22 protein-coding genes are annotated in these 26,043 nt (G+C 72.2%); 13 read left to right on the forward strand and 9 right to left on the reverse strand.

What is annotated here, in order from left to right; all coding sequences use genetic code 11:
- Positions 1-341: 341 nt before the first annotated feature.
- The 3 genes from AB0J57_RS12640 to AB0J57_RS12650 are packed head-to-tail and all read left to right on the forward strand — an operon-like array spanning position 342 to position 3,066.
- Complete coding sequence (locus AB0J57_RS12640) at positions 342-1,211, forward strand: DUF5819 family protein (protein WP_366128510.1); 870 nt, start codon at positions 342-344, stop codon at positions 1,209-1,211.
- Entirely contained in the window at positions 1,208-2,419 is a 1,212-nt protein-coding gene (locus tag AB0J57_RS12645) for an HTTM domain-containing protein (RefSeq protein WP_366128047.1), read from the forward strand. The genes AB0J57_RS12640 and AB0J57_RS12645 overlap by 4 nt, the downstream gene beginning before the upstream one ends.
- Positions 2,416-3,066, forward strand: coding sequence for a TrmH family RNA methyltransferase (locus tag AB0J57_RS12650; RefSeq protein ID WP_366128048.1), 651 nt, complete (start codon positions 2,416-2,418; stop codon positions 3,064-3,066). The genes AB0J57_RS12645 and AB0J57_RS12650 overlap by 4 nt, the downstream gene beginning before the upstream one ends.
- A 9-nt stretch (positions 3,067-3,075) precedes the next feature.
- On the opposite strand, the gene paaN is transcribed toward AB0J57_RS12650, so the two are convergent.
- Complete coding sequence (paaN, locus tag AB0J57_RS12655) at positions 3,076-4,770, reverse strand: phenylacetic acid degradation protein PaaN (protein ID WP_366128049.1); 1,695 nt, start codon at positions 4,768-4,770, stop codon at positions 3,076-3,078.
- 123 nt (positions 4,771-4,893) lie between these two features.
- Between paaN and AB0J57_RS12660 the strand changes: the two genes are divergently transcribed.
- Positions 4,894-6,426: a 3-hydroxyacyl-CoA dehydrogenase gene (locus AB0J57_RS12660; RefSeq protein ID WP_366128050.1), complete on the forward strand. Its 1,533-nt coding sequence runs from the start codon at positions 4,894-4,896 to the stop codon at positions 6,424-6,426.
- Positions 6,423-7,016: a TetR/AcrR family transcriptional regulator gene (locus AB0J57_RS12665; RefSeq protein WP_366128051.1), complete on the forward strand. Its 594-nt coding sequence runs from the start codon at positions 6,423-6,425 to the stop codon at positions 7,014-7,016. The genes AB0J57_RS12660 and AB0J57_RS12665 overlap by 4 nt, the downstream gene beginning before the upstream one ends.
- Before the next feature lie 8 nt (positions 7,017-7,024).
- Here the strand turns inward: AB0J57_RS12665 and AB0J57_RS12670 are convergent, their stop codons facing one another.
- Positions 7,025-7,537 carry an Lrp/AsnC family transcriptional regulator gene (locus AB0J57_RS12670; protein WP_366128511.1) on the reverse strand — a complete coding sequence of 171 codons (513 nt, stop codon included), beginning with the start codon at positions 7,535-7,537 and terminating at the stop codon, positions 7,025-7,027.
- A gap of 197 nt (positions 7,538-7,734) precedes the next feature.
- Between AB0J57_RS12670 and pdhA the strand changes: the two genes are divergently transcribed.
- The 7 genes from pdhA (at position 7,735) to AB0J57_RS12705 (ending at position 15,769) form a co-directional block, all read left to right on the forward strand.
- The gene (pdhA, locus tag AB0J57_RS12675; RefSeq protein WP_366128052.1) at positions 7,735-8,868 is read left to right on the forward strand and encodes a pyruvate dehydrogenase (acetyl-transferring) E1 component subunit alpha; all 1,134 of its coding nucleotides are present in this window, start codon (positions 7,735-7,737) and stop codon (positions 8,866-8,868) included.
- Positions 8,868-9,893: an alpha-ketoacid dehydrogenase subunit beta gene (locus AB0J57_RS12680; RefSeq protein WP_366128053.1), complete on the forward strand. Its 1,026-nt coding sequence runs from the start codon at positions 8,868-8,870 to the stop codon at positions 9,891-9,893. Before pdhA ends, AB0J57_RS12680 begins: the two co-directional genes overlap by 1 nt.
- Positions 9,893-11,383, forward strand: a complete 1,491-nt coding sequence (locus AB0J57_RS12685; protein ID WP_366128054.1) for a dihydrolipoamide acetyltransferase family protein — start codon at positions 9,893-9,895, stop codon at positions 11,381-11,383. Before AB0J57_RS12680 ends, AB0J57_RS12685 begins: the two co-directional genes overlap by 1 nt.
- Positions 11,384-11,498: 115 nt before the next feature.
- Positions 11,499-12,425, forward strand: a complete 927-nt coding sequence (locus AB0J57_RS12690; protein WP_366128055.1) for an NTP transferase domain-containing protein — start codon at positions 11,499-11,501, stop codon at positions 12,423-12,425.
- A complete protein-coding gene (locus AB0J57_RS12695) occupies positions 12,422-13,702 on the forward strand; it encodes a molybdopterin molybdotransferase MoeA (protein WP_366128056.1) in 1,281 nt (426 codons plus the stop codon). Before AB0J57_RS12690 ends, AB0J57_RS12695 begins: the two co-directional genes overlap by 4 nt.
- A 20-nt stretch (positions 13,703-13,722) precedes the next feature.
- On the forward strand, positions 13,723-14,781 hold the full coding sequence (locus AB0J57_RS12700; RefSeq protein ID WP_366128512.1) for a potassium channel family protein: 1,059 nt from the start codon (positions 13,723-13,725) through the stop codon (positions 14,779-14,781).
- A gap of 10 nt (positions 14,782-14,791) precedes the next feature.
- The gene (locus AB0J57_RS12705) at positions 14,792-15,769 is read left to right on the forward strand and encodes an NAD(P)H-quinone oxidoreductase (RefSeq protein ID WP_366128057.1); all 978 of its coding nucleotides are present in this window, start codon (positions 14,792-14,794) and stop codon (positions 15,767-15,769) included.
- Positions 15,770-15,899: 130 nt separating this feature from the next.
- Here the strand turns inward: AB0J57_RS12705 and AB0J57_RS12710 are convergent, their stop codons facing one another.
- The 7 genes from AB0J57_RS12710 to AB0J57_RS12740 form a co-directional block, all read right to left on the reverse strand.
- Positions 15,900-16,448: a bacterial proteasome activator family protein gene (locus tag AB0J57_RS12710; RefSeq protein WP_366128058.1), complete on the reverse strand. Its 549-nt coding sequence runs from the start codon at positions 16,446-16,448 to the stop codon at positions 15,900-15,902.
- 125 nt (positions 16,449-16,573) lie between these two features.
- Complete coding sequence (locus AB0J57_RS12715) at positions 16,574-19,438, reverse strand: ABC transporter permease (protein WP_366128060.1); 2,865 nt, start codon at positions 19,436-19,438, stop codon at positions 16,574-16,576.
- The gene (locus tag AB0J57_RS12720) at positions 19,435-20,196 is read right to left on the reverse strand and encodes an ABC transporter ATP-binding protein (protein WP_366128061.1); all 762 of its coding nucleotides are present in this window, start codon (positions 20,194-20,196) and stop codon (positions 19,435-19,437) included. Before AB0J57_RS12720 ends, AB0J57_RS12715 begins: the two co-directional genes overlap by 4 nt.
- A gap of 122 nt (positions 20,197-20,318) precedes the next feature.
- Complete coding sequence (locus AB0J57_RS12725) at positions 20,319-20,951, reverse strand: PadR family transcriptional regulator (protein ID WP_366128062.1); 633 nt, start codon at positions 20,949-20,951, stop codon at positions 20,319-20,321.
- An 85-nt stretch (positions 20,952-21,036) separates the two neighbouring features.
- A complete protein-coding gene (locus AB0J57_RS12730; RefSeq protein ID WP_366128063.1) occupies positions 21,037-21,609 on the reverse strand; it encodes a hypothetical protein in 573 nt (190 codons plus the stop codon).
- 220 nt (positions 21,610-21,829) lie between these two features.
- On the reverse strand, positions 21,830-22,330 hold the full coding sequence (locus AB0J57_RS12735; protein ID WP_366128064.1) for a hypothetical protein: 501 nt from the start codon (positions 22,328-22,330) through the stop codon (positions 21,830-21,832).
- A gap of 60 nt (positions 22,331-22,390) precedes the next feature.
- Positions 22,391-23,995 carry a protein kinase gene (locus tag AB0J57_RS12740; RefSeq protein WP_366128065.1) on the reverse strand — a complete coding sequence of 535 codons (1,605 nt, stop codon included), beginning with the start codon at positions 23,993-23,995 and terminating at the stop codon, positions 22,391-22,393.
- A gap of 360 nt (positions 23,996-24,355) precedes the next feature.
- Here AB0J57_RS12740 and AB0J57_RS12745 point away from each other — a divergent pair, with 360 nt between their 5' ends.
- Positions 24,356-26,038: a protein kinase gene (locus AB0J57_RS12745; RefSeq protein WP_366128066.1), complete on the forward strand. Its 1,683-nt coding sequence runs from the start codon at positions 24,356-24,358 to the stop codon at positions 26,036-26,038.
- Positions 26,039-26,043: the final 5 nt, after the last annotated feature.

A 26,043-nucleotide genomic window follows, 5' to 3' on the forward strand; every position in this document is an offset into this window, starting at 1 on the left:
CTTCAATGGTGAGTCGGCGGCCCGTATGGTGTCAACCCTGTGGATAACTCCGGTGGATCGATCGGGAACGGGGACGGGGCGGGATGGACTCGTACGACAAGGAGGCCGGTGGCCGCGCCCAGCGCGCCACCGACACGGAAGGCTCCGCCCCCGTGACCCCTCCGGCCACCCCTGAGCCCGCTCCCGCTGCCGGCCCGGAACCCAGCCCCGGACCGGCGCCCGAGCCCCGGCCGGCACCCGCCCGCACATCCGCGGCGCCCCGTTACGCCGACCGGGCGAAGACCGCCGCGGATGCTCCCGCGCCGGACGCCCCCGCCTCGGACGTCCCCGCGTCGGGCTCCGTGCCCGCGCCGGACGCTCCCGCGCCGGGGTCGGCGCCCGGTTCGGGTGCCGCTGCGACGGGGCCCGTGCCCGGTCCGTCGGGGGGCAGGCCGCGGTGGGCCGTCGGGGCCCTGGGCGGAGCGGGCGACGACGGGACCGAGGGGCGCGGCCGGGGCGAGCGGGAAGGGGCGCTCGCGGTCGGGGCGGACGGGGATCCGCCAGGGCCGGGCGGGGGGATAGCCGCACTGTCGTTGCCGTACCAGATCGTGGCCGCCGTCTCCCTCGCGGTCGTCGGGATGTTCGCCTGCGTCCATCTGGCGATGGCGTTCCTGCACGTCGCGCCCTCGAACACGCTCACCAAGCAGCATGGCGAGGCCGTGGACGACTGGGTCTTCCCGGAGTTCGAGCAGAATTGGAAGCTCTTCGCCCCCAACCCGCTCCAGCAGAACATCGCCGTCCACGCCCGCGCCGAGGTCGTCGGTGACGACGGCCGGCGCAGGACCACCGGGTGGTTCGACCTCTCCGGCGACGACGGCGAAGCGATCCGGGGCAATCCCCTCCCCAGCCATGTGAACCAGAACGAGCTCCGCCGGGGCTGGGACTTCTTCGTGAACTCGCACACCAACGACAACCGCCCCAACGGCCTGCGCGGTCAGCTCTCCGAGCGTTACATCCGGCGCATCGCCATGCTGCGGCTCGAAGGACACCAGCTCGGCGGCAGGATCGAGCGCATACAGCTCCGCTCCGTCACGCGGGGCGTGGAGGCTCCCGTCTGGAGCGACGAGAAGACCGACACCCGGCCCTACTACCGGGTGCTCCCGTGGTGGACCGTGACCGCCGCCGACCTGCCCGGTGGCGTCAGCGGCGGCCGTACGGAGGCGGACAAGTGAGCCGGAGCAGCACCCCCGCCCGCACCCGTACCGAGCCGCTCGACCGCCGGCTCGCCCGCGCCATCCAGCGGGTCACCGGCGCGGCCCTCGGCCCGTACCAGACCGCCGTCGTACGCATCGGCTTCGCCGCCGCCTGGCTGCTGTTCCTGCTGCGGGAGTTCCCCCACCGCCACGAGCTGTACGGGCCGGACGGCCCCTGGGCGTGGGACATGGGCCAGCAGCTCATCGCGAACAACCATGCCTTCACGGTCCTGATGTGGTCGGACAGCGTCCTCTGGTTCGAGGCCGTGTACGCGCTCGCCGTACTGTCCAGCGCCCTGCTGCTGATCGGCTGGCGCACCCGCACCATGTCGGTGCTCTTCATGGTCGGCGTGCTGTCCCTCCAGAACCGCTCCATCTTCATGGGTGATGGCGGCGACAACGTCATCCACCTGATGGCCCTCTATCTCGTGCTGACCCGGTGCAGCCAGGTCTGGTCCCTCGATGCCCGCCGGGCGGCCCGCCCGGAGCCGCGGCGGGATGTGCTCGGGCCCGTGCTGTGGGGTGTGCTGGCGTTCGGGCTGGTGGCGGCGACGCTGTTCATCGACCGGACCGGCGAGATGTGGCTGCTGGTGCTGCTGTGGCTGCTGTGGGCGGCGCAGGGGCTGTGGTGGCTGGTGTGCCGGTACGCGCCCGGTCAGCCGCGCGTCCTGGCCGACGTGCTCGCCAATCTCGTCCACAACGCCGCGCTCGCCGTGATCATGGCCGAGGTGTGCCTGATCTACGCGACGGCCGGCTGGTACAAGATCCAGGGGTCGCGCTGGCAGGACGGCACCGCGCTGTACTACCCGCTCAAGCTGGACTACTTCACCCCGTGGCCGTTCCTGTCCGACCTGCTGGCCGCCAGTGGCGTGATGGTCATGGTGCTGACGTACGGCACGGTGATCGTGCAGGTCGCCTTCCCCTTCACCCTGTTCAACCGGCGGGTCAAGAACGTCCTGCTGGTGGCGATGATGCTGGAGCACGCGGGCATCGCGCTGCTGCTGGGCCTGCCGTTCTTCTCGCTGGCCATGATCGCCGCCGACGCCGTGTTCCTGCCGACCGTCTTCCTGGTCTGGCTGGGCGCCCGGGTCCGGCGCGGCCGGGAGCGGCTGCTGTCGCGCACCGGGGAGGTGCCGGAACCGCGGCCCGCCACCGAGGAGCCCGCCCCCCGTACCCTCGTGGGGTGAGCAGCGAGACCCCACTCCAGTACGACGACGGTTACGGCCCCGAGATCGGCGTCGGCCCGCACCCCCGGCCGTGGCCGGAGGACGAGCGGTACGACCCCGAGCTGCTCGCCGAGGGCGACCGGCGCAATGTCGCCGACCGCTACCGGTACTGGAGGCGCGAGGCGATCGTCGCCGACCTGGACACCCGGCGCCATGACTTCCACGTGGCGGTGGAGAACTGGGGCCACGACTTCAACATCGGCTCCGTCGTCCGGACCGCCAACGCCTTCCTGGCGAAGCAGGTCCACATCGTGGGCCGGCGGCGCTGGAACCGGCGCGGTGCCATGGTCACCGACCGGTACCAGCATGTCCGCCACCACCCGGACACCGAGTCGCTGACCGCCTGGGCGGACGCCGAGGGGCTGCCGATCATCGGGATCGACAACCTCCCCGGCGCCGTGCCGCTGGAGCGGACCGAGCTGCCGCGCCGCTGCGTGCTGCTGTTCGGGCAGGAGGGCCCGGGCCTCACGGAGGAGGCCCGCAAGCACGCGGCGATGGTCTGCTCGATCGCCCAGTTCGGCTCCACCCGGTCGATCAACGCGGGCGCGGCCGCGGCGATCGCCATGCACGCCTGGGTGCAGCGGTACGCGGAGATCTCCCCCTCGTAAACCCGGCCCTCACGCCGGGCGGCGCACCTCCACCACGCGGAAGCGGTTGGCCACGAACGCGCTGTCGCACAGGGCGGCGTTCGCCGCCGGGTTGCCGCCCGAGCCGTGGAAGTCGGAGAACGCCGCGGTCTGGTTGACGTACACCCCGCCCGTCAGGTTCAGCGACAGTTGCGCGGACTCCTCCAGGCAGACCTCCTCGACGGCGCGCTCGATGTCCGACGAGGTCGTGTACGCGCCGACCGTCATCGCGCCCTTCTCGCGTACCGTGCGCCGCAGCAGCTCCAGCGCGTCGGGGGTCGACTCGACCGAGACGGCGAAGGCGACGGGGCCGAAGCACTCGGACATGTACGCCGCTTCCGCGTCCGGCTTGGAGCCGTCGAGCTTGACGATGACGGGCGTTCGGACGACGGCGCCGGGGAAGTCGGGGTTGGTGACCTCGCGCGAGGCCAGCGCGACCTCGCCGAGCCCGGCGGCCGCCTCCAGGCGGGCCTTCACATCGGGGTTGACGATGGCGCCGAGCAGGGCGTTCGCCCGGGCGTCGTCGCCCAGCAGACCGTCCATCGCGCCCGCGAGGTCGGTGACCACCTCGTCGTACGACTTGGGTCCGGCGTCCGTCGTGATGCCGTCGCGGGGGATCAGCAGGTTCTGCGGGGTGGTGCACATCTGGCCGCTGTAGAGGGACAGCGAGAAGGCCAGGTTCGACAGCATGCCCTTGTAGTCGTCCGTGGAGTCGATGACGACCGTGTTGACGCCGGCCTTCTCCGTGTAAACCTGCGCCTGGCGGGCATTGGCCTCCAGCCAGTCGCCGAAGGAGGTCGAGCCGGTGTAGTCGATGATCCGGATCTCGGGGCGGACGGCCAGCTCCTTGGCGATGCCCTCGCCCGGCCGCTCGACGGCCAGCGCGACCAGGTTCGGGTCGAAGCCCGCCTCGGCCAGCACCTCGCGCGCCACCCGTACCGTCAGCGCCAGGGGGAGTACGGCGCGCGGATGCGGCTTGACCAGGACCGGGTTGCCGGTGGCCAGGGAGGCGAACAGACCCGGGTAGCCGTTCCAGGTCGGGAAGGTGTTGCAGCCGATCAGGAGCGAGATGCCGCGCGGCACAGGGGTGAACGCCTTGCGCAGCTCCAGCGGGTCCCGCTTGCCCTGCGGCTTGGACCAGTCGGCCACCATCGGGGTGCGGACCTGCTCCGCGTAGGCGTACGCCACCGCCTCCAGGCCGCGGTCCTGCGCGTGCGGCCCGCCCGCCTGGAACGCCATCATGAACGCCTGCCCGCTGGTGTGCATCACCGCGTGCGCGAACTCGTGCGTACGGGCGCTGATGCGGGCCAGGATCTCCAGGCAGACCAGCGCGCGGGTCTCGGGGCCGGCATCCCGCCAGGCGCCCATGCCCGCGCGCATGGCGGGCAGCAGGACATTCACGTCGGCGTGCGGGTACTCGACTCCCAGCTCCGGGCCGTACGGCGAGACCTCGCCGCCCGTCCAGCCGTCCGTGCCCGGCTGGTCCAGCTCGAAGCGGGCGCCGAGAGTGGCCTTGTGGGCTTCGAGGCCGTCGGCGGCGCTCAGCGAGCCGTTCTCCCCGTACGCCTTCGGGTGCTCGGGGTGCGGGGACCAGTAGGCCCGGGTGCGGATGGCTTCGAGGGCCTGTTCCAGCGTGGAGCGGTGCCTCTCGGTCAGGTGGTCGGTGGTGAGCTGAGCGGCGGCCATGGCGGACCAACTCCTCGTCGAGCTGGGCAGGGACAGGCGGACAGAGCTAGAGTAACCGAACGATCGGTCGGGACAAGGGGGCCTCCCGAACCTGTGGACAACTCATCGGGGAGGATCACTGTCATGACCGACAACATGGCCATCGAGCGCAGCCGCACCGTCGCGGTCGTCGGCACCGGCACCATGGGCCAGGGCATCGCCCAGGTGGCGCTGGTCGCGGGCCACCCCGTACGCCTCCACGACACCGTGCCCGGCCGCGCCGGGCTGGCCGCCGAGGCCATCGCCGGACGGCTCGACCGGCTCGTCGAAAAGGGCCGGATGTCGCCGGAGGACCGCGACGCGGCCACCGGGCGGCTTCACGTGGCGGACGGCCTCGACGGCCTCGCCGACGCCGCCCTCGTGATCGAGGCGATCGTCGAGCGGCTCACGGTCAAGCAGGAGCTCTTCGCCGGGCTGGAGAAGATCGTCGCCGACGACTGCCTGCTCGCCACCAACACCTCCTCCCTCTCCGTCACCGCCATCGCCGGGGCGCTGCGCCTGCCCGGCCGGTTCGTCGGACTGCACTTCTTCAACCCCGCGCCCCTCCTCCCGCTCGTCGAGGTCGTCAGCGGCTTCGCCACCGACGAAACCGCCGCCACGCGCGCGTACGCCACCGCCAAGCAGTGGGGCAAGACACCGGTGCGCTGCGCCGACACCCCCGGCTTCATCGTCAACCGCATCGCCCGCCCCTTCTACGCGGAGGCGCTGCGCCTGTACGAGGAGCGGGCCGCCGACCCGGCCACCATCGACGCCGTCCTCCGCGAGAGCGGCGGGTTCAAGATGGGCCCCTTCGAGCTGACCGACCTGATCGGACAGGACGTCAACGAGGCCGTCACCCGGTCCGTCTGGGAGGCCTTCCACCAGGACCCCAAGTTCACCCCGTCCCTCGCCCAGCGGCGCCTGGTCGAGTCCGGGCGCCTGGGCCGCAAGACGGGCCAGGGCTGGTACGCGTACGCCGAAGGCGCCGAGCGACCGCGCCCCCGCACCGAGGAGCCCGCCCCCGCGCCCGCGTCGGTCACCGTCCACGGCCACCTCGGCCACGCCGAGCCGCTCGTCGGCATGATGGAAGAGGCCGGCATCAAGCTGCGCCGCCGGAAGCGTGGCAATTACCTCACCCTCCCGGGCGGCGGCCAGTTGATGCCGGCCCAGGGCGAGTCCCCCTTCGAGTACGTGGACGAGGAGGTCGTCTTCTTCGACCTCGCCCACGACTACACGACCGCCACCCGAATCGCCCTGTCGACCGCCGCCTGCACCTCGGACGAGACCCTCAAGGAGGCCGTCGGACTCTTCCAGGCGCTCGGCAAGGACGTCTCCGTGATCGGCGACGTCCCCGGCATGATCGTCGCCCGTACGGTCACGATGCTGGTCGACCTCGCCGTGGACGCCGTCGAGCGCGGCGTCGCCACGGCCGAGGACATCGACACGGCCATGCGCCTCGGCGTCAACTACCCGGCCGGCCCCCTGGAGTGGGCGGCACTGCTCGGCTACGAGTACGTCGGCGACGTGCTGCGCGCCCTGCACGAGCGTTACCCCACCGGCCGCTACGCCCCCTGTCTCGGCGTCGTCCGCAAGGACCACGAGGAGAGGGCCGCCATGAAGGACCAGGACAGCCGATGACCACCGCCAAGCGCGACACGTACACCCCCGAGACGCTGCTCTCCGTCGCCGTCCGCGTCTTCAACGAGCGCGGCTACGACGGCACCTCCATGGAGCACCTCTCCAAGGCGGCCGGTATCTCCAAGTCCTCGATCTACCACCACGTCGCGGGCAAGGAGGAGCTGCTGCGGCGCGCCGTCAGCCGGGCGCTCGACGGTCTCTTCGCGGTCCTCGACGAGCCCGGCGCCGCGCGTGGACGGGCCATCGAGCGGGTCGAGTACGTGACCCGGCGCACCGTCGAGGTCCTGATGGACGAGCTGCCGTACGTGACGCTGCTGCTGCGCGTACGCGGCAACACCAAGACCGAGCGGTGGGCCCTGGAGCGCCGCCGCGAGTTCGACCACAGGGTCGCCGACCTGCTCAAGGCGGCCGCCGCCGACGGCGACCTGCGCACCGACGTCGACATACGGCTGGCCACCCGGCTGCTCTTCGGCATGGTCAACTCGCTGGTGGAGTGGTACCGGCCGCAGCCGGGCGGCGACGCCGAGCGCCGGCAGGTCATCGACACCGTCGTCCACCTGGCCTTCGACGGGCTGCGCAAGGCCCCCTAGACCGGCCTTTAGATCTCGTCCGGCGCGATCCGCCGGTTGAGGTCCGTCTCCTCGAAGACCAGCAGCGTGCGGGTGGAGAGCACCTCCGGGATCGCCTGGAGCTTGGTCAGGACGAGTTCGCGCAGCGTGCGGTTGTCCGGCGTGTGCACCAGCAGCAGCACGTCGAAGTCCCCGCTGACCAGGGCGATGTGCGCTGCCCCCGGGAGCGCCTGGAGCTGCTCGCGGACCGTGCGCCAGGAGTTCTGCACGATCTTGAGCGTGATGTACGCGGAGGCACCCTGCCCCGCCCGCTCATGGTTGACGCGTGCGCTGAAGCCGCGGATCACACCGTCCTCGATGAGCCGGTTGATCCGCGCGTAGGCATTGGCCCGTGACACATGGACACGGTCGGCCACGGAGCGTATCGAGGCGCGGCCATCCGTTTGGAGGATGCGGAGGATGTCGCGGTCGATCGCGTCGAGCGGCCGCGGCGGCGCCTCGTGCTCGACGCTCGGCTGCCCCTGATCCCTGCCGTCGGCCATTTGTTCAGCTCCCATGCCCCCCCGCCTCTCATCCATGGACGACCTGCCTCTATCCCAGGCTGTGGAGAACCGTTTGTCCACAGGCTGATGGTGCCTGTAGCCAAAATGCCGCCACGACCGAACAATCGGTAGGTGAGGCGCGTCACAGGCGACGCTCCCTTCGGGTCTTATGCCCGCTCCCACGAGGAGGTGCTGTCATGACGGTCCAAGAGCTGCCAGGTGCGGCCTCTTACCGGCCCACCCCGCCCCCGGCGTGGAAGCCGCGCACCGACCCCGCACCGCTGCTCCCGGACCCCGAGCCGTACCGGGTACTGGGCACGGACGCCGCGGCCGGCTTCGCGCCCGAGCTGCTGCGCCGGCTCTACGCCGAGCTGGTGCGCGGCCGCCGGTACAACGCGCAGGCGACGGCCCTCACCAAGCAGGGCAGGCTGGCGGTCTACCCGTCGACCACCGGCCAGGAGGCGTGCGAGATCGCCGCCGCCCTGGTGCTGGAGGAGCGCGACTGGCTCTTCCCGTCGTACCGCGACACGCTCGCCGCCGTGGCACGCGGCCTGGACCCCGTACAGGCCCTGACCCTGCTGCGGGGTGACTGGCACACCGGGTACGACCCGCACGAGCACCGCGTGGCGCCGCTGTGCACCCCGCTCGCCACCCAGTTGCCGCACGCCGTGGGCCTGGCGCACGCGGCCCGCCTCAAGGGCGACGACGTGGTGGCGCTCGCCATGGTCGGCGACGGTGGCACCAGCGAGGGTGACTTCCACGAGGCGCTGAACTTCGCGGCGGTCTGGCAGGCCCCGGTCGTCTTCCTCGTGCAGAACAACGGCTTCGCGATCTCCGTTCCGCTCGCCAAGCAGACCGCGGCGCCGTCCCTGGCCCACAAGGCCGTGGGGTACGGGATGCCGGGCCGGCTCGTCGACGGCAACGACGCGGCGGCCGTGCACCAGGTGCTCTCCGAGGCGGTCGCCCGCGCCCGGCGCGGCGGCGGACCGACCCTCGTGGAGGCGGTGACGTACCGCATCGACGCCCACACCAACGCCGACGACGCCACCCGGTACCGGGGCGACAGCGAGGTGGAGGCGTGGCGGGAGCACGACCCGATCAAGCTGCTGGAGCGCGAGCTGACCGAGCGCGGCCTGCTCGACGAGGACGGCATACGGCAGGCGGCCGAGGACGCCGAGACGATGGCGGCGCGGCTGAGGGAACGGATGAACGCGGACGCCGAGCTCGACCCGATGGACCTGTTCGCGCACGTGTACGCCGAGCAGACGGCACAACTGCGGGAGCAGGCCGCCCAACTGCGCGCCGAGCTGGACGCCGAGGGTGATGCGTGATGACGACCGTGGCAAAGGCGGCGACCAAGTCCGCCACCAAGCCCGCCACCATGGCGCAGGCGCTCCAGCGCGCCATGCGCGATGCGATGGCCGAGGACCCGTCCGTCCACGTCATGGGGGAGGATGTCGGCACACTCGGTGGCGTCTTCCGGGTCACCGACGGGCTCGCCAAGGAGTTCGGCGAGGACCGCTGCACGGACACCCCGCTCGCCGAGGCGGGCATCCTCGGCACGGCCGTCGGCATGGCGATGTACGGGCTGCGGCCGGTCGTCGAGATGCAGTTCGACGCCTTCGCCTACCCGGCGTTCGAGCAGCTCATCAGCCATGTCGCGCGGATGCGCAACCGCACGCGGGGCGCCATGCCGCTGCCCATCGTGGTGCGCGTGCCGTACGGCGGCGGGATCGGCGGCGTCGAGCACCACAGCGACTCGTCCGAGGCGTACTACATGGCGACTCCGGGGCTCCATGTCGTCACGCCCGCGACCGTCGCCGACGCCTACGGGCTGCTGCGGGCGGCCATCGCCTCCGACGATCCGGTCGTCTTCCTGGAACCCAAGCGGCTGTACTGGTCCAAGGCCCAGTGGTCGCCGGACGCGCCCGACCAGGTCGAGCCGATAGGGCGCGCGGTGGTGCGGCGCACGGGCCGCAGCGCCACGCTCATCACATACGGGCCGTCCCTGCCGGTGTGTCTGGAGGCCGCCGAGGCCGCCCAGGCGGAGGGCTGGGACCTGGAGGTCGTCGACTTGCGGTCGCTGGTGCCGTTCGACGACGAGACGGTCTGCGCGTCGGTACGGCGCACGGGGCGCGCGGTCGTGGTCCACGAGTCGTCGGGCTTCGGCGGACCGGGCGGGGAGATCGCCGCGCGGATCACGGAGCGGTGCTTCCACCATCTGGAGGCGCCGGTGCTGCGGGTGGCCGGGTTCGACATCCCCTACCCGCCGCCGATGCTGGAACGGCACCACCTGCCGGGCGTGGACCGGATCCTGGACGCGGTGGCGCGGCTCCAGTGGGAGGCGGAGAGCTGATGGCCCAGGTACTGGAGTTCAAGCTGCCGGACCTCGGTGAGGGCCTCACCGAGGCGGAGATCGTGCGCTGGCTGGTGAACGTCGGGGACGTCGTCGCCATCGACCAGCCGGTCGTCGAGGTCGAGACGGCCAAGGCCATGGTCGAGGTGCCGTGCCCCTACGGGGGCGTGGTGACCGCGCGGTTCGGCGAGGAGGGTACGGAACTGCCGGTCGGTGCCCCGCTGTTGACGGTGGCGGTGGGTGCGACGTCGGCGGCGGACGGTTCGGCGCCGGGCACGACGTCCGGCCCGTCGGGCGCGTCGTCCGCGGCCGGCGCGCCGCGCGTGGCCGACTCGGCCGGGGAAGGCTCCGGGAACGTGCTCGTCGGGTACGGCACCGGCGCCCCGGCGGCGCGGAGGCGGCGGGTGCGGCGGGAAACGCCCGCCCCGGCGGCATCGGCGGCATCGGCGGCATCGGCGGCATCGGCGGCACCGGTGGCACCGGTGGCATCGGCGGCCGGTCCGGCGACGGCACAGGCACCCGCGCCGGTGAACGCGGCGCCGGTGAGCCACGCACCCGTGGCTCCCGTGCCGTCCGACGGGCCCGTGCCGGTGATCTCGCCGCTCGTGCGGAAGCTGGCCCGGGAAAAGGGCCTCGACCTGCGCCAGTTGCGGGGTTCCGGGCCCGACGGGCTGATCCTGCGGGCGGACGTGGAGCGGGCGGTGGCGACCCCGGCGGCCGCGACCCCGGCGGCCGCGACGCCCGTGGCCGGGGCCACCGCGACGGCCACTCCCGCGCCCGCGCGGGCGGTGCCTGCCGGTGCGGGTGAGCGGGTGCCGCTGCGTGGCGTACGCGGGGCGGTCGCCGACAAGCTGTCCCGCAGTCGGCACGAGATCCCCGACGCGACGTGCTGGGTCGACGCGGACGCGACCGAGCTGATGGCCGCGCGTGCCGCGATGAACGCCGCCGGGGGACCGAAGATCTCCGTGCTGGCCCTCCTCGCCCGGATCTGCACCGCCGCGCTCGCACGCCACCCGGAGCTCAACTCCACGGTGGACATGGCCAACCGGGAGATCGTGCGCCTGCCCGAGGTGCACCTGGGCTTCGCGGCCCAGACCGACCGGGGCCTGGTCGTCCCCGTCGTCCGGGACGCGCACAGCCGGACGGCGGAGTCCCTGTCGGCGGAGTTCGCCCGGCTGACGGAGGCCGCCAGGGCAGGGACGCTGACGCCTGCTGAGCTGACGGGCGGGACGTTCACGCTGAACAACTACGGCGTGTTCGGGGTCGACGGCTCCACGCCGATCATCAACCACCCCGAGGCGGCGATGCTGGGCGTCGGCCGGATCGTCCCCAAGCCGTGGGTGCACGAGGGCGAACTGGCCGTCCGGCAGGTCGTCCAACTGTCGCTGACCTTCGACCACCGGGTGTGCGACGGCGGGACGGCGGGCGGCTTCCTGCGGTACGTGGCCGACTGCGTGGAGCATCCGGCGGTGCTGCTGCGCACGCTGTGACAGCAGCAGCCGCGTAAGGCCATGACACCTGTGGTGGCCCAGGGGCCGGGGCCCGTGCCCCGGCCCCGGCCGCCCCGGGGGTGGGCGGCAGAGCCCGCCTGGGGATACTGGGGGCGTGACCCCATTTGACGTCGTCGTGCTCGCCGGGGGTGCCGCCAGGCGGCTCGGTGGCGTGGACAAGCCGGGCGTGAGTGTCGGCGGGCGGGCCCTGCTGGACCGCGTGCTGGGCGCCTGCCGCGAGGCCGGACGCGCCGTTGTCGTGGGCGGCCGTCGGGCCACCGTGCGCCCCGTGGTGTGGGCGCGCGAGGAGCCGCCCGGGAGCGGGCCGCTGGCCGCGCTCGCGGCCGGGGTCCGGCACGTCGAGGCCGACACGGTGGTCGTCCTGAGCGGCGACCTGCCGTTCCTCCGGGACGGCGGCGTACGGACGTTGGTGGACGCGCTGGCGGGCGGGAGCGCCGAGGGCGTGCTGTCCGTGGACCCCGACGGGCGTGACCAGCCGCTCGTCGCCGCGTACCGCACAGAGCCGCTGCGCCGCGAACTGGCCCTCCTGGCAGCAGAGCACGGCAACCTGACCGGGCTGCCGCTGCGCCTGCTCGTACAGGAGCTTGACCTGCTCCGGATCCCGTCCGACCCCCTCGCCTCCTTCGACTGCGACACCTGGGAGGACATCGCGACGGCCCGGGCCACGATCAGGGAGCATGGGAACGTGCTGGACGAATGGATCACCGCAGTCAAGGACGAGCTCGGCATCGAGCTGGACGTCGACACCGGCGTCCTGCTCGACCTGGCCCGCGACGCCGCGCACGGCGTCGCCCGGCCCGCCGCGCCGCTCACCACCTTCCTGGTCGGTTACGCGGCTGCCAAAGCCGCCGGGAACGGCCCCGAGGCCGTCTCCGCGGCCGTCGCCGAAGCGTCACGCAAGGCCTCCGCCCTCGCCGACCGCTGGGCGAACGAGGCCGAAAGCGGCAGTGGCAAGGCGCCCGGCAGCGTGACCGACAACGGGACCGGCACGGCGACCGACAGCGGGACCGGCGCGGGATGACCGATCCGGACGTCGACGGCGTCGAAGAAGCCCTCGCCCTGGTGGGGCCACCGGCCCGGAAGCCGGAGCGGCACCGGGCCACGCCCTGGGCCGAGGCCCGGGTCGTCGCCGCGCGCCTGGGCACAGCACGCCCCACCCGGACCCGGCGCGTGGCCCTCGGGGAGGCGCTGGGCGGTGTCCTCGCCGAGCCGCTGGCCGCGCTCACCGACCTGCCGTCCTTCGACACCTCCGCCATGGACGGCTGGGCCGTCGCAGGCCCCGGCCCCTGGCAGATCCGCGAAGGCGGCTCCGTCCTCGCCGGGCACGCCGAGACGCCCCCGCTCCCCGACGGCGAGGCGGTACGGATCGCCACCGGCGCCCGCGTCCCGCCCGACGCCACCGCAGTGATCCGCAGCGAGCACGCCCGTGCCGACGCGACCGGCCATCTGCACGCCCAGCGCGAGGTGACCCACGGGCAGGACATCCGCCCGCGCGGCCAGGAGTGCCGCTCGGGCGACCAACTGCTGCCCGCCGGAACACCCGTCACGCCCGCCGTCCTCGGGCTGGCAGCGGCCGCCGGGTACGACGAGCTGCACACCGTCGAACGGCCCCGGGTCGACGTCCTGGTCCTCGGCGACGAGCTCCTGACGGCCGGGCTCCCGCACGACGGGCTCATCCGCGACGCCCTCGGCCCCATGCTCGCGCCCTGGCTGCGTGCCCTCGGCGCGGACGTGGGCGAGACCCGGCGCATCGGGGACGACGCCGACGCGCTGTACGCGGCGGTGACCGGGTCCGGGGCGGACGTGGTGATCACCACCGGAGGCACGGCGGCCGGTCCCGTGGACCACGTCCACCCCGTGCTGCGCAAGGCGGGCGCCGAGCTGCTGGTCGACGGCGTGAAGGTCCGCCCCGGCCACCCGATGCTGCTCGGGCGCCTCACCCCGGCCACCTACCTGGTCGGCCTGCCCGGCAACCCGCTGGCGGCCGTCTCCGGGCTGCTCACCCTCGCCGAGCCGCTGCTCCGAGGCCTCGCGGGGCGACGGGCCCCGGAGCCGTACCGGGCCGCCGTACGGGACGGGGTGCACGGTCACCCGCACGACACCCGGCTCGTACCCGTCACGCGCCCGGCGGGCGCCGGACATGTCGTACCGCTGCACTACAACGGGCCGGCCATGCTGCGCGGGATCGCGGCGGCGGACGGGCTCGCGGTCGTCCCGCCGGGTGGTGCCGGCGCCGGTGACGTACTGGAGATCCTCGACCTGCCCTGGGCGGCGACCACCGAGGGGTGTTTCACGTGAAACTTCCTGGCCAGGACGTGATGGCCCGCCGCGCCGAAGAGCATCTCGTCGGCGGCCAGATCAGGCTGCCGAATCCGATCCTCCAGAAGCCGCTGCGGCAGGTGGGCATCCGGCTCCTGATGGCGCTGGGAGTCCTCGCGCTGACCGTCGTCATCGTCTTCGTCGACCGCGGCGGCTACCACGACAACGCCGACGAGACGGTCGATCTCCTCGACGCCATCTACTACGCGACCGTGACCCTGTCGACGACGGGGTACGGCGACATCGTTCCGCACAGCGACAGCGCGCGGCTGGTGAACGTGCTGCTGGTGACGCCGCTGCGCGTGCTGTTCCTGATCATCCTGGTCGGTACCACCCTTGAGGTCCTCACCCAACGGACACGCGAGGAGTGGCGGCTCAATCGCTGGAGGTCCACCTTGCGCGACCACACCGTCATCATCGGCTTCGGTACGAAGGGCCGGTCGGCGATCCAGACGCTGTGCGCCACCGGCCTCAAGAGGGACCAGATCGTCATCGTAGACCCGAGCAGCAAGGTCATCGAGACGGCGAACGCGGACGGGTTCACGGGCGTGATCGGTGACGCGACCCGCAGCGATGTGCTGCTGCGCGCCGAAGTGCAGCGCGCCCGGCAGATCGTCATCGCGACCCAGCGCGACGACACCGCCGTCCTCGTCACACTGACGGCACGCCAGCTCAACCGCGGCGCGAAAATCGTCGCGGCGGTACGGGAAGAGGAGAACGCGCCGCTGCTGCGCCAGTCCGGCGCCGACGCCGTGATCACGAGCGCGAGCGCGGCCGGCCGGTTGCTGGGCCTGTCCGTACTGAGCCCCAGCGCGGGCACCGTGATGGAGGACCTGATCCAGCAGGGAAGCGGGCTCGACCTGGTCGAACGGCCGGTCATAAAGGCCGAGGTGGGCAAGAACGTGCGCGAGACGGACGACCTGGTGATCAGCGTGCTGCGCGGGCACCGGCTGCTCGGCTACGACGATCCGGCGGCCAGTCCCCTCCAGTTGACGGACCGTCTGATCACGATCGTACGGGCGACGAGCGTGCCGCCGCTGAGCACACCGCCGGAGTAGCCTCGCGGCCATGCATGCGATCACGATTCCCGAACCCGGTGGCCCCGAGGCGCTCGTCTGGGCCGAGGTGCCCGATCCCGTGCCCGGCGAGGGCGAGGTCCTCGTCGAGGTGGCGGCGAGCGCCGTCAACCGTGCCGATCTCCTGCAACGTCGGGGCTTCTACAACCCGCCGCCCGGCGCGTCACCGTACCCGGGCCTCGAATGCTCCGGCCGTATCGCGGCCCTCGGGCCGGGCGTGGGCGGCTGGGCCGTCGGCGACGAGGTGTGCGCGCTGCTGGCGGGCGGTGGCTACGCCGAGAAGGTCGCCGTGCCGGTGGGGCAACTGCTGCCCGTGCCGGACGGCGTGGACCTGGTGACGGCGGCGGCGCTGCCCGAGGTCACCGCCACGGTGTGGTCGAACGTGTTCATGGTGGCGCACCTGCGGCCGGGCGAGACGCTGCTGGTGCATGGCGGCGCCAGCGGCATCGGCACGATGGCCGTCCAGCTCGGCAAGGCCGTGGGCGCCCGGGTCGCGGTGACGGCCGGGGGCCCGGCGAAGCTGGCGCGCTGCGCCGAACTGGGCGCGGACATCCTGATCGACTACCGCGAGCAGGACTTCGTCGAGGAGCTGCACAAGGCGACGGACGGGGTCGGCGCGGACGTCATCCTCGACATCATGGGCGCCAAGTACCTGGACCGGAACGTGAAGGCGCTCGCCGTGAACGGGCGCCTCGCGGTGATCGGCCTCCAGGGCGGGCGCAAGGCCGAGCTGGACCTCGGAGCCCTGCTGAACAAGCGCGCGGCGGTGACGGCGACGTCGTTGCGGAAGCGGCCGCTGGACGAGAAGGCGGCGATCATCGCGGCCGTACGCGAGCACGTGTGGCCGCTGATCGGCGCGGGCACGGTCCGCCCGGTGGTGGACCGCACGTACCCCATGCCGGAGGCGTCCGAGGCCCACCGGACGCTGGAGGCCGGCTCCCACGTCGGCAAGGTCCTGCTGGTCGCGTAGACCGCTTGGCCGTGTGGCGCGCGGCGCCGATGCCCGCCTGGCCCCGCCGTCACCATCGCCCGGGGCCCGGCACACCCACCGTGTGCCGGGCCCCGGGCGCGGTCGCCCCGCTCAAAACTGCCGCTACGGACTACAGGTACGGGCCCGAACGGGTCGCGCCGTGGCCGCGTCCGCGCTCGTCGTCGTCATCGGTCGGCGCACCCGGGGGCAGCGCCCGGCGCATCTGCTCCAACTGGGCGCGGGCGGCCATCTGCTGGGCGAACAGCGCCGTCTGGATACCGTGGAACAGGCCCTCCAGCCAGCCCACCAACTGCGCCTGCGCGATGCGCAGTTCCGCTTCGGAGGGGATGGCCTCGTCCGTGAACGGAAGGGAGAGCCGTTCGAGTTCCTCCACCAGCTCGGGAGCCAGGCCGTCCTCCAGCTCCTTCACCGAGCTGGCGTGGATCTCCTTCAGGCGTACCCGGCTGGCCTCGTCGAGAGGCGCCGCGCGGACTTCTTCCAGAAGCTGCTTGATCATGCTGCCGATGCGCATGACCTTCGCAGGCTGTTCGACCATTTCCGTCACCGGGACCTCGCGCGACTCGTCGTCACCGTCACCGCCGCCGAGCGCCATGCCGTCCTGCCCTACGACCAGGATCTGGGGGTTCTCATGCGACCGTTCATTCCTCGGCATCTCCATGCCAGCCATTCTCTCGCACAGATGCGTCACCACGGGGTCTGCCCCCGTACGTGGGTGATCCACCCTCGTACGGGGGCACAACCGTCCCGGCAGCGCCTCTGAGGCCGTTCTCCTACGCCGGCCTCTTACGTCGCGGCGCGGCGGGCCACCGCCCCGCGCGAGCGCGTCACCAGGGCGGCGAGGAGCGCGGCCCCCAGCGGGACGGCGACCAGCAGGGCGGCGAGCGTTCCCCACGGGATGACGATCGGCACCTGCGGCGCCTTCATCAACCCGCCCATGTCCAGGGCCTGCTCATACCAGTTCCGCTGCTGGCGCTGCTCGGTCAGCCGCAGCCCGATCGCGGGCAGGACGCCTGCCGCCGAACCGAGCAGTACACCCATCACGGCGACCACCCCGCACTGGAAACCGCTCAGCGTCCGCCGTACGCGCGGCGGCGCACCGACGGCGGCCAGCGTCTTCAGGTCGGCCTCGGCGTCCGCCTGGGCCAGACCGGTGGCGATACCGGCCGCGCCGATGGTGATCAGCCCCGCGAAGACGGTCAGCGACAGCAGGACGATGCTGTTCTCGCTGACGAAGCCCTCCTCCACATGGAGCTCGGCGCCGGCGCCCGTCGCGGCCAGCTCTGCGTCGAGCTTCTGGCGCTGCTCCGTGGTCGGCGTCCGGTCGGTCGAGAAGTACGCGCCGAACGGCACCGTCATGATGCCCGCCGCCTTGGCCGCGGCCGGCGGCACGATGCCCGCCAGGCCGTAGGCGTTCGTGCCCCGGGCGACCTGGTAGGCGTCGAACGACTTGATCTCGCCCGGCGGCTCCTTGCCCTCCGCCAGGGCCTTGTCGGCCTTGCTGGAGTCGCGGACCAGCTTGATCGCCAGCTTGCCCTTGGCGTCGACCAACGTACGGGAGAACGTCACGACCTTGCCCTCGGCCAGTGCCTTCTCGGCCGCCGGGTCCTCGATCTCCAGTACCTTCAGCAACTTGGCGTCGGCGACGACCAGGCCGCTCTCGGTGTACCCCATGCTCGGCGTGTCCTTGCAGCGCCAGTCCTGGGCGAGCTTGCGGCGCTCGGCCTTCGTGTACTTCTCCGCCGGATCCGAACCGTCGGCCGTATGCGCCCACAGGGGGCAGAGGTTGGCCGGGGGAGTGACGGCCTCGTGATAGCCGCAGCCCTCCGCGTCCCCGTATATCTCGCACGTGGGCTTGCCCACCACGATCCGGTCGACATCGGCCCGCACGTCGACGGGCAGGTTCTTCTGCACCGCGTCACGCACCGCCGGGACGTCCCGGCCACCACCCTCCTGCACGGTGACGGAGACCGCCCCGTGCGGCAGTCGCGCCTCGTACGCCGCCCGCTGCTGGGCGTCGTCGCTCGCCTGGTACGTGGCCACGGCGACCGTCCCCGCCACCGCGGCCAGCACGGCGGCGACGGCGGGAGCCGTACGCCCCCGGTTGCGCACCGCGTCCCGCAGCGCCAGGCGCGGCGAGAGCGGCAGCCAGCGGCCGGTGCGGCCGAAGAGGCCCACCAGGGCGGGGGTCATCGCGACGACACCCAGCTCGGCGATGGCGCTGCCGCCCGCGACGATCACGAACTGGTCCGAGAACACCGACCCGTACAGCGCGATCGCGGCGCCCAGCAGGACGGCGATCAGGCCCAGGACCGGCAGCACTCGGCTGCTGCGACGCACCCCTCGGCGGCCGGTGAGCGAGGCGAGCACGGTCTGACGGGACGCGGTGACGGCCGGTACGACCGCGGCCAGCAGGCCGGTCAGCACGGCCAGCAGACCGATGCCGAGCAGTTCCAGGGGCCGGATATCGAAGGCGCCGAAGCGCTGGCCCATGTAGTCCTCCAGCACCGGCTGGAGGACGAGGGTGAGGGCCAGTCCGAGCACCGTGCCGACCACGGCCGCGGCGACGCCGATCACCAGGCCACCGGCCAGGACGATCGCCCGGATGTGCCGGCGGTCACCGCCGTTGGCGCCGACCAGCCCCAACTGGCGCCGCGAGCGGCGGGCACCTACGGCGAAGGCGGGACCGGCCAGCAGACAGATCTCCAGCATCGCCAGCCCGACGACGGTTCCGGCGGCGGCGAGCGCGGCGGCCTTGGCGGCGGTGCTGTCGCTGTAGTTGCCCCAGCCCTCCTGCTGGAACAGCGGTACGTCGGCGTCGGCCGGCGGGTCGAGGGCGACCGCACGTGACAGCACCATGACGCCCTTGGCGTTGGCCTCTTTGACCATGTTCCACGTGAAACCACCGGCACCCGCCGAACCGGGCAGGGCGAGCAGATGCGAGGTGCTCTTGCCCGTGCCGGGCAGCCCGGCCGCGTCCGCCGCCTTGCCCAGCGGGTCGAGGAGGGCTCCGGGGAGCGCGTTGAGCTGGTCGGCCTTGAGCTCGTTGGGCAGCTCGTACGAGCCGACGATTCGGTACTCGCGGTCAAGGCCGCGCGCGGTCACGGTGGAACCGATCCCGAGCCCGCTGGACTCCAGGAAGTGCGTGGTCGCGGCGACCTCGTCGGCCTTCTCGGGGAACCGGCCCTCCTGGAGGGACAGGATGCCCCTGGCCAGCGGGTCGGCCGCCTTGAGCTCGCGGATCTCGGTCTGGAGGAGCCCGTGGGCGGTACGGATCTTTCCTGCCCCGGTGGAGTCCGTCAGGACCGTGGAGTTCGCGGGCAAGGCCTTCGTGACATCTGTCCCGCCCTCCGGCCACGGCTTGTCGTCGAAGTCACCCGCCGGCATCGAGTTCTCCTCCAGCGGGTGCTGGAGGATCGGCACCCCGCCGTAGCGGGGGTCGACGACCCGCGCGTCGGCGGCACCGATCGACCGGGCCAGCCGCTCCTCGGTGGACAACTCCGAGCTGCGCACCGTCAGATCGGCCGCGCTCACGCCCAGGATCGGCAGGGCGATCATCGCGAGGACGAGGAAACTGCGGCCCTTGTAGCGCCAGGCGTCGCGGCGGGCGATGCGCACCGCGGCACGCCATGAGTGGAACCAGTTGTTCACCGCTCGGCCGCCTGGCCCGTGAGCAGGGAGTCCGCGTCGCTGCGCATGGTCTGGTCGACCACGGCGCCGTCACGGAGGAACACCACACGGTCGGCCCAGGCGGCGAACCGGGGCTCGTGCGTGACCAGGACGCCCGCCGCGCCCTTGTCGCAGCGGGCGCGCAGCAGCGCGAGCACGGACTCGCCGGTCTCGGAGTCGAGGGCGCCGGTCGGCTCGTCGGCGAGGACCAGCCGCCGGTCGCCGACCAGGGCCCGGGCTATCGCCACGCGCTGCTGCTGGCCGCCGGACATCTCGTCGGGGAATCGGTCGGCGAGGTGCCGGAGGTCCATCTCCTCCAGCGCGGCGACGGCCTCGGCACGCGCCTTGCGGGCGGACACGCCGTCGAGTTCGCGGGGCAGGGCGATGTTCTCGGCGGCGGTGAGCGCCGGGATGAGGTTGTAGTCCTGGAAGACGTACCCGATGCTGCGGCGGCGCAGGGCGGCGAGCGTCTTGCGGTCGGCGGCGGTGATGTCGGTGTTCTCCACGATCACCCGGCCGGAGCTGGGGGTGTCGAGGCCGCCCGCGATGGTGAGCAGCGTGGACTTGCCGGAGCCGGACGGGCCCATGACGGCGACCAGTTCACCGGGGAAGACATCGAGGTCGATGCCGCGCAGGGCGTGCACCTCGGTGGCCCCGGACCCGTGGACCCGGGTCAGGTTCTGGAGTTGCAGGACGGGCTGCTGAGGTCGGCCTGATGGCGATGACGATGACGATGACATGGGTGGGGTCCCCCTTGACGTACGCGTGCGGCGACAGGCGTACGGAGCGGATGTGTACGGGATGGTGGGTGGCGATGGGGCTCAGCGCCGCGGAGCGCGGTGCTGGACGCCGCTCGGGCCGGTCACGTGCCCTGCCGGGGAGTCGCCCGGCTCGGCAGGGGCACGCGCGGGGGTACGGCCTGGGCGGTGGTGGCCGTCTGGGTGGTGGCGGCGGCCGAGAGCCGGATCAGGCGGGCCTCGCAGTGGTCCAGCCACCGCGCCTCGGCCTCCGTCTGGAAGATGAGCTGTTCCAGGACGAGCAGCCAGGCCACGTCGTCCCGTTCCTGCGATGCCCCGCTCTCCAGGGCGGTGATGGCCTGTGCCTTGAGCCGGGTGTAGTCCTGCATCGCCTTGACGGTGTGGCGGCGCTGCGACTGGATCACGTTCCGGATGTCGACACCGGGTGCGCCGACCGCCATGGCGAGCTTGATGGCCAGCTCGTCGCGGGCGGGGCTGGTGCGGTCGACCGGCTTCTCGAACCAGGCCCTGAGTTCCTCACGGCCCGCGTCGGTGATCGCGTAGAGAGCGTGCCCCGCCTCGTCCTCACCGCCCTGCTCGATCAGGCCGTCACGCTTCAGGCGGCTGAGCGTCGTGTAGACCTGGCCCACGTTGAGCGGCCAGGTCGAGCCGGTGCGCGACTCGAACTCCGAGCGGAGCTGGGAGCCGTAGCGAGGGCCGGGTTCGAGAAGGGCGAGGAGCCCGTGGCGGATGGACATACTCAGTATGTATACCGGGTATGCCGACGCCGACAAGCGTCCTGAGAGGGACCCGGAAGGTCCGCCTCAAGGAGGACGGGGAGGGTCAGCGGCGCCTCATGCGCAGCCCGAGGAAGCCGAGCCCGAGGCCCATCATGGCCAGCCCGACGCCCAGGGTGAGTACGGGAATCTGCCGGTCAGCGAGGGTGTCGGCGGTTTGCGCGGCGGGCTCGTACGCGGCGGCGGGCGGCGAGTGCGGGGGGTCGGCGGCGGCCGGGGACTCCGTCTCGGGTACCGCTTCCGACTCCGGGTCCTCGCCCTCCGGCAGGCCCGGCGCTGTTGCCGTTTTGGTACGTGAGGGGTCGGCCGAGCCGGACGACGCGCCCGGCGACACGGCACCGGACGGGCTCGGGGACGGCGACGTCGGCCGCCCCGGCCGCTGCCGCCCCTCCCCGGCCGGCCGCCCGGCCAGCGACGGCGAGGCGGCGGCGTTCCGCGTCGGCCCGAGGACAGAACCGGTCCCGGTGCCCGATCCAGCACTGGACGCGGCACCGGCCCCGGAGGCCGACGGGGAAGAGGAGGGCGGCGAGGCAGACGGCGGGCCCGGGGATACGTCACTCGGCCGGACGACGCCCACGTCCGCCTCGGCGGCCGGGCCGGTCTCCTCCGCGTGCGACATGGGTGCGACAAAGGTGGCTGAGCCCAAGAGCACTAGAGCGGTGAGTGCGATCCCGCCCAGGGAACCGCGTCTTGGAGGCACCGGTTGACCCCTCTCATGCGAACCGCTGCATCATCGAACTCAGCGTCACATGAAGGGGGGTTTTCAGCACTTCGGACGGCCCAGAGGGGGGACGGGAAGATCTGTCCTACCGCTCATGAGGCCATCGATGCGAGATGATCTACCAGTAGGTATTGGGCTTCCACTCGCTGTTTGCGCAGTTGAGGAGAGTGTCCCCTTCCGCGCGGCACACCTGTATCAGGACAGCGGTGATTCCCTGCGGATCCGAGAGGCTCGTGTGCCACTCCTTCTCTGTCATGTTCCCGTCATAGTTCGCTCTCCAGGACCAGTACGCCAGTGAACCGTTGCTGCGCTTGGTCACGAGCCGGATGCGTGCGTGATTGCCGTCAGCGGCGGTGTCAACAACCCTGAGGTAGATGCTGTCGGCGTAGGTTCTGCCGGCGAATGAGATGCTCGAGTTGCCATATGCCCCGGTTGTGCTGGCCGCCAGGGTTGCTCCGGGCCCGCCTCCAGCGGCGGTGGCGGCAGAGGCCGCGCCGGCCAGCAGAGCGGCTGTTGTCGCGGCCACAATCATCGACTTATTACGGGTGCGCATGAAATCCCCCCTGTTGTCGAACACAAGATCGATGTTGAGGGTAGGGAAGGGTGTTGATTCGGTCAACAGGCCGCTATGAAGCCGGACTTCCCTGCACCCCCCGGGGGTTCCGGTGCCTTGTCGCAGTTACTGCCCCGGGTCGCCCGTCGCGATCGTCAGCTCGAACGTCTGGTTGCCGGGCACCACGGCCGTCCCCTCGGTCGGGAACTGGGAGATCACCTGGTCCTCGGCGTACTGCGGGTTGTCCTCTTCCTTGATGGTGTACTTCCACCCCGCCGCCTGGAGGCAGCTCTTCACCGAGATGACGTCCTTGTAGGTGAAGCTGGGCGCCCGGACCTTCGCCGGGTCGTCAGTGTCCTCGTCCGCGTCCGTGCACTCGGTCGCCTCTATCGTCCGGTTGCGCTCCGGCGGCTTGTGGCCCGCCTCGGGCTCGGCCGAGGCGCTTGTGCCGCCGCCGGCCTGGGTACCCGGGTCCTCGTCGTCGCCGCTCACGGCGATGGCCGTGATCACACCGCCGATGGCGAGCAGGGCGACCGCGATGGCGCCCACGATGACCGGCATGTTGCTCTTGCCGCCGGAGGACGGCGCCGGGGCGGAGGGCTGCGGGGAGATCGTGTACGCCGGGGCGGGCGTCTGGTACGCGGGGGCCTGCGGCTGCTGGGGCTGCTGCGGGTACCCGTAGGAAGGCGTGGGCGCCGGCGTGCCGTAGGGCTGGTAAGGCGTCTGGACGCTGTGCGGGCCGGGCGCCGGGGTCGTGTGGTCGACCGGCGGGAACACCGCCGAGCCCACGCCCGCGCCGCTGTTCGCGTGCGGCGCGCCCTGCACGATCACCGGCGCGCCCGTCTGGCCCTGGCCCGCCGACAGCAGCCGCAGGCACTCGTCCCGCATGGCGGCCGCGCTCGGGAAGCGCTCGTTCGGGTTCTTCTTCAGCGCACGCGCCACCAGCGCGTCCATCGCCGGGGTGATCGACCGGTTGATGGAGGACGGCGCGACCGGCTCCTCCTGCACATGGGCGTACGCGATGGCCAGCGGCGAGTCCGCGTCGAACGGGATCCGGCCCGTCAAGAGCTGGAACAGCATGATGCCGACCGAGTAAAGGTCCGAACGCGCGTCCACGCCCCGGCCCAGCGCCTGCTCCGGCGACAGGTACTGCGGGGTGCCGACGACCATGCCGGTCTGCGTCATGGACGTGACACCCGACTGCATGGCGCGCGCGATGCCGAAGTCCATGACCTTGACGACCCCGCGCTTGGTCATCATCACGTTGCCCGGCTTGATGTCCCGGTGGACCAGGCCCATCTCGTGGCTGGTCTCCAGGGCGGCCAGCACGTCGGCCGTCACCTTGAGCGCCTTGTCGGCCGGCATGGCGCCGTAACTCTGGATGTCCGCCTGGAGCACCGACCCGAGGGGCTGGCCCTCCACGTACTCCATGACGATGTACGGCATCAGCGAGCCGTCCAGCTCGTCCTCGCCCGTGTCGAACACCGACACGATGTTGGTGTGCTGGAGCTTGGCGACCGCCTGCGCCTCGCGCCGGAACCGCTCGCGGAACGACTGCTCGCGCCCCAGCTCGGTGTGGAGCGTCTTGATGGCGACCTGCCGGTCCAGCGCACTGTCGTACGCCAGATACACGGACGCCATGCCGCCTTCGCCGAGCAGGTCGCGCAGTTGGTACCGGCCGCCCGCCACCGAGCCGCCCGCATAGCGGCCCTGCGTGCCGTCCTGGCTCATGTCCTTGCTCCCCCGTGCGCGCGCGTCCGTGTGGCCGCGGTGAATCGCGGTGACCCGGTCTCCGCGGTGATCCGGTTTTACGGGCCAAGTCTGCCCGAGGGCACTGACACGTCAAGCCGGGTGCCCGTTCCGTGACCGTACGCACAAGAAGCGTCTCGCAAGTGTTACCGGACTCGTACGGGACCGCCATGGAACCGGCGGGGAATTTGCACAGGTGTACGGGGAACCGGTTGGATGGCCGGTCCATCTCGAACCGGCGCGGCACGCGAAGGCTGTAGCGTGACGTGACGTAGTACCCCTTAAGACACGGCGGCACACCGCACGCGCAGAGCAAGCGGACAGAAACGACGGCGAGGACTGATGGCATCCGAATCCGAGGCAGGCGGCGGCGGAGGGCCGGAAGCCGCCGAGTGGGGCGTCGGCGGACTCGTCGGAGACGGCCGCTACCGGCTGACCCATCGTCTCGGCCGCGGCGGCATGGCCGAGGTGTTCGCGGCCGAGGACGTACGGCTGGGCCGGACCGTGGCCGTGAAGCTGCTGCGCGCGGACCTCGCCGAGGACCCGGTCTCCAAGGCCCGCTTCACCCGCGAGGCACAGTCCGTCGCCGGGCTGAACCACCACGCCATCGTGGCCGTCTACGACTCCGGCGAGGACGTCGTGAACGGCCAGTCCGTGCCGTACATCGTGATGGAACTGGTCGAGGGCCGCACCATCCGTGACCTGCTGATCAACGCCGAGGCGCCGCCGCCCGAGCAGGCGCTGATCATCGTCTCCGGTGTGCTGGAGGCCCTCGCCTACTCCCACCAGCACGGCATCGTGCACCGCGACATCAAGCCCGCGAACGTGATCATCACGCACAGCGGCGCCGTCAAGGTCATGGACTTCGGCATCGCGCGCGCCCTGCACGGCGCGCAGTCGACGATGACCCAGACCGGCATGGTCATGGGCACCCCGCAGTACCTCTCCCCCGAGCAGGCGCTCGGCAAGGCCGTCGACCACCGCTCGGACCTGTACGCCACGGGCTGCCTGCTGTACGAACTGCTCGCGCTGCGGCCGCCCTTCACCGGCGAGACACCGTTGTCGGTGGTCTATCAGCACGTCCAGGACATCCCGGTGCCGCCGTCCGAGGTCTCCGACGTCGCGCCGCCCGAGCTGGACGGCCTGGCCATGCGCGCCCTCGCCAAGGACCCGGACGACCGGTTCCAGAGCGCCGAGGAGATGCGCGGCCTGGTCCAGTACGGGCTCCAGATGCTCCAGCAGCAGGGCAGCCACACCGGCACCTGGAACACCGGCCCGGTCGAGACGCACGAGGGCGTCCGCACCCCGGCCGGCGGCGTCGCGGCGACCACCGCCATGGGTCACCCGATGCACGGCGACACCTCGCAGGGCCCGCTCCTGCCGCCGCCGAACCCGGAGGACGGCGCCTACGCGTACGACGACGGGCAGGGCCGCAGGGGCGGCCGCGGCAAGACCTGGCTGTTCGTGGCGCTCGCGCTGATCGCGATCGTCGCGGGTGTGGCGTACGCGCTCGACCAGACCAAGAAGCCGCAGGACGACAACAACCCGAAGCCCCCGGCCACCACCGCGCCCTCCAAGCCCGGTGACACCACCAGCCCCTCGCCGTCCGACGAGAAGACGGACGAGCAGACGGAGGACCCGGGCGGCTCCACGGGCGGAGGCAGCGGCAACGGCGGCAACGGCGGCAACTGGAACCCGCCCCCGACGGACCCCCAGACCAACAACCCGCCCCCGCCGACCGGCGGCAACCCGTCGACCCCCGGCACCACCGAGGGCACCGACCAGGGCGGGACGACCGACGGCGGCACGGACCAGGGCGGGACGACCGACGGCGGCACGGACCAGGGCGGGACCACCGACGGCGGCACCGACCAGGGCGGGACCACCGACGGCGGCACCGACCAGGGCGGGACCACCGACGGCGGCACCGACCAGGGCGGCACCACGACCGGCAGCACCGACCAGGGCGGCACCACCACGGGCAGCACCGACACGGGCGGCACGGCCCAGGGCAGCGGGGCCTGACCCGT

Origin of the sequence: Streptomyces sp. NPDC049837 (assembly GCF_040674455.1) — a bacterium.
In the GTDB taxonomy this organism is placed as follows: Bacteria; Actinomycetota; Actinomycetes; order Streptomycetales; family Streptomycetaceae; genus Streptomyces.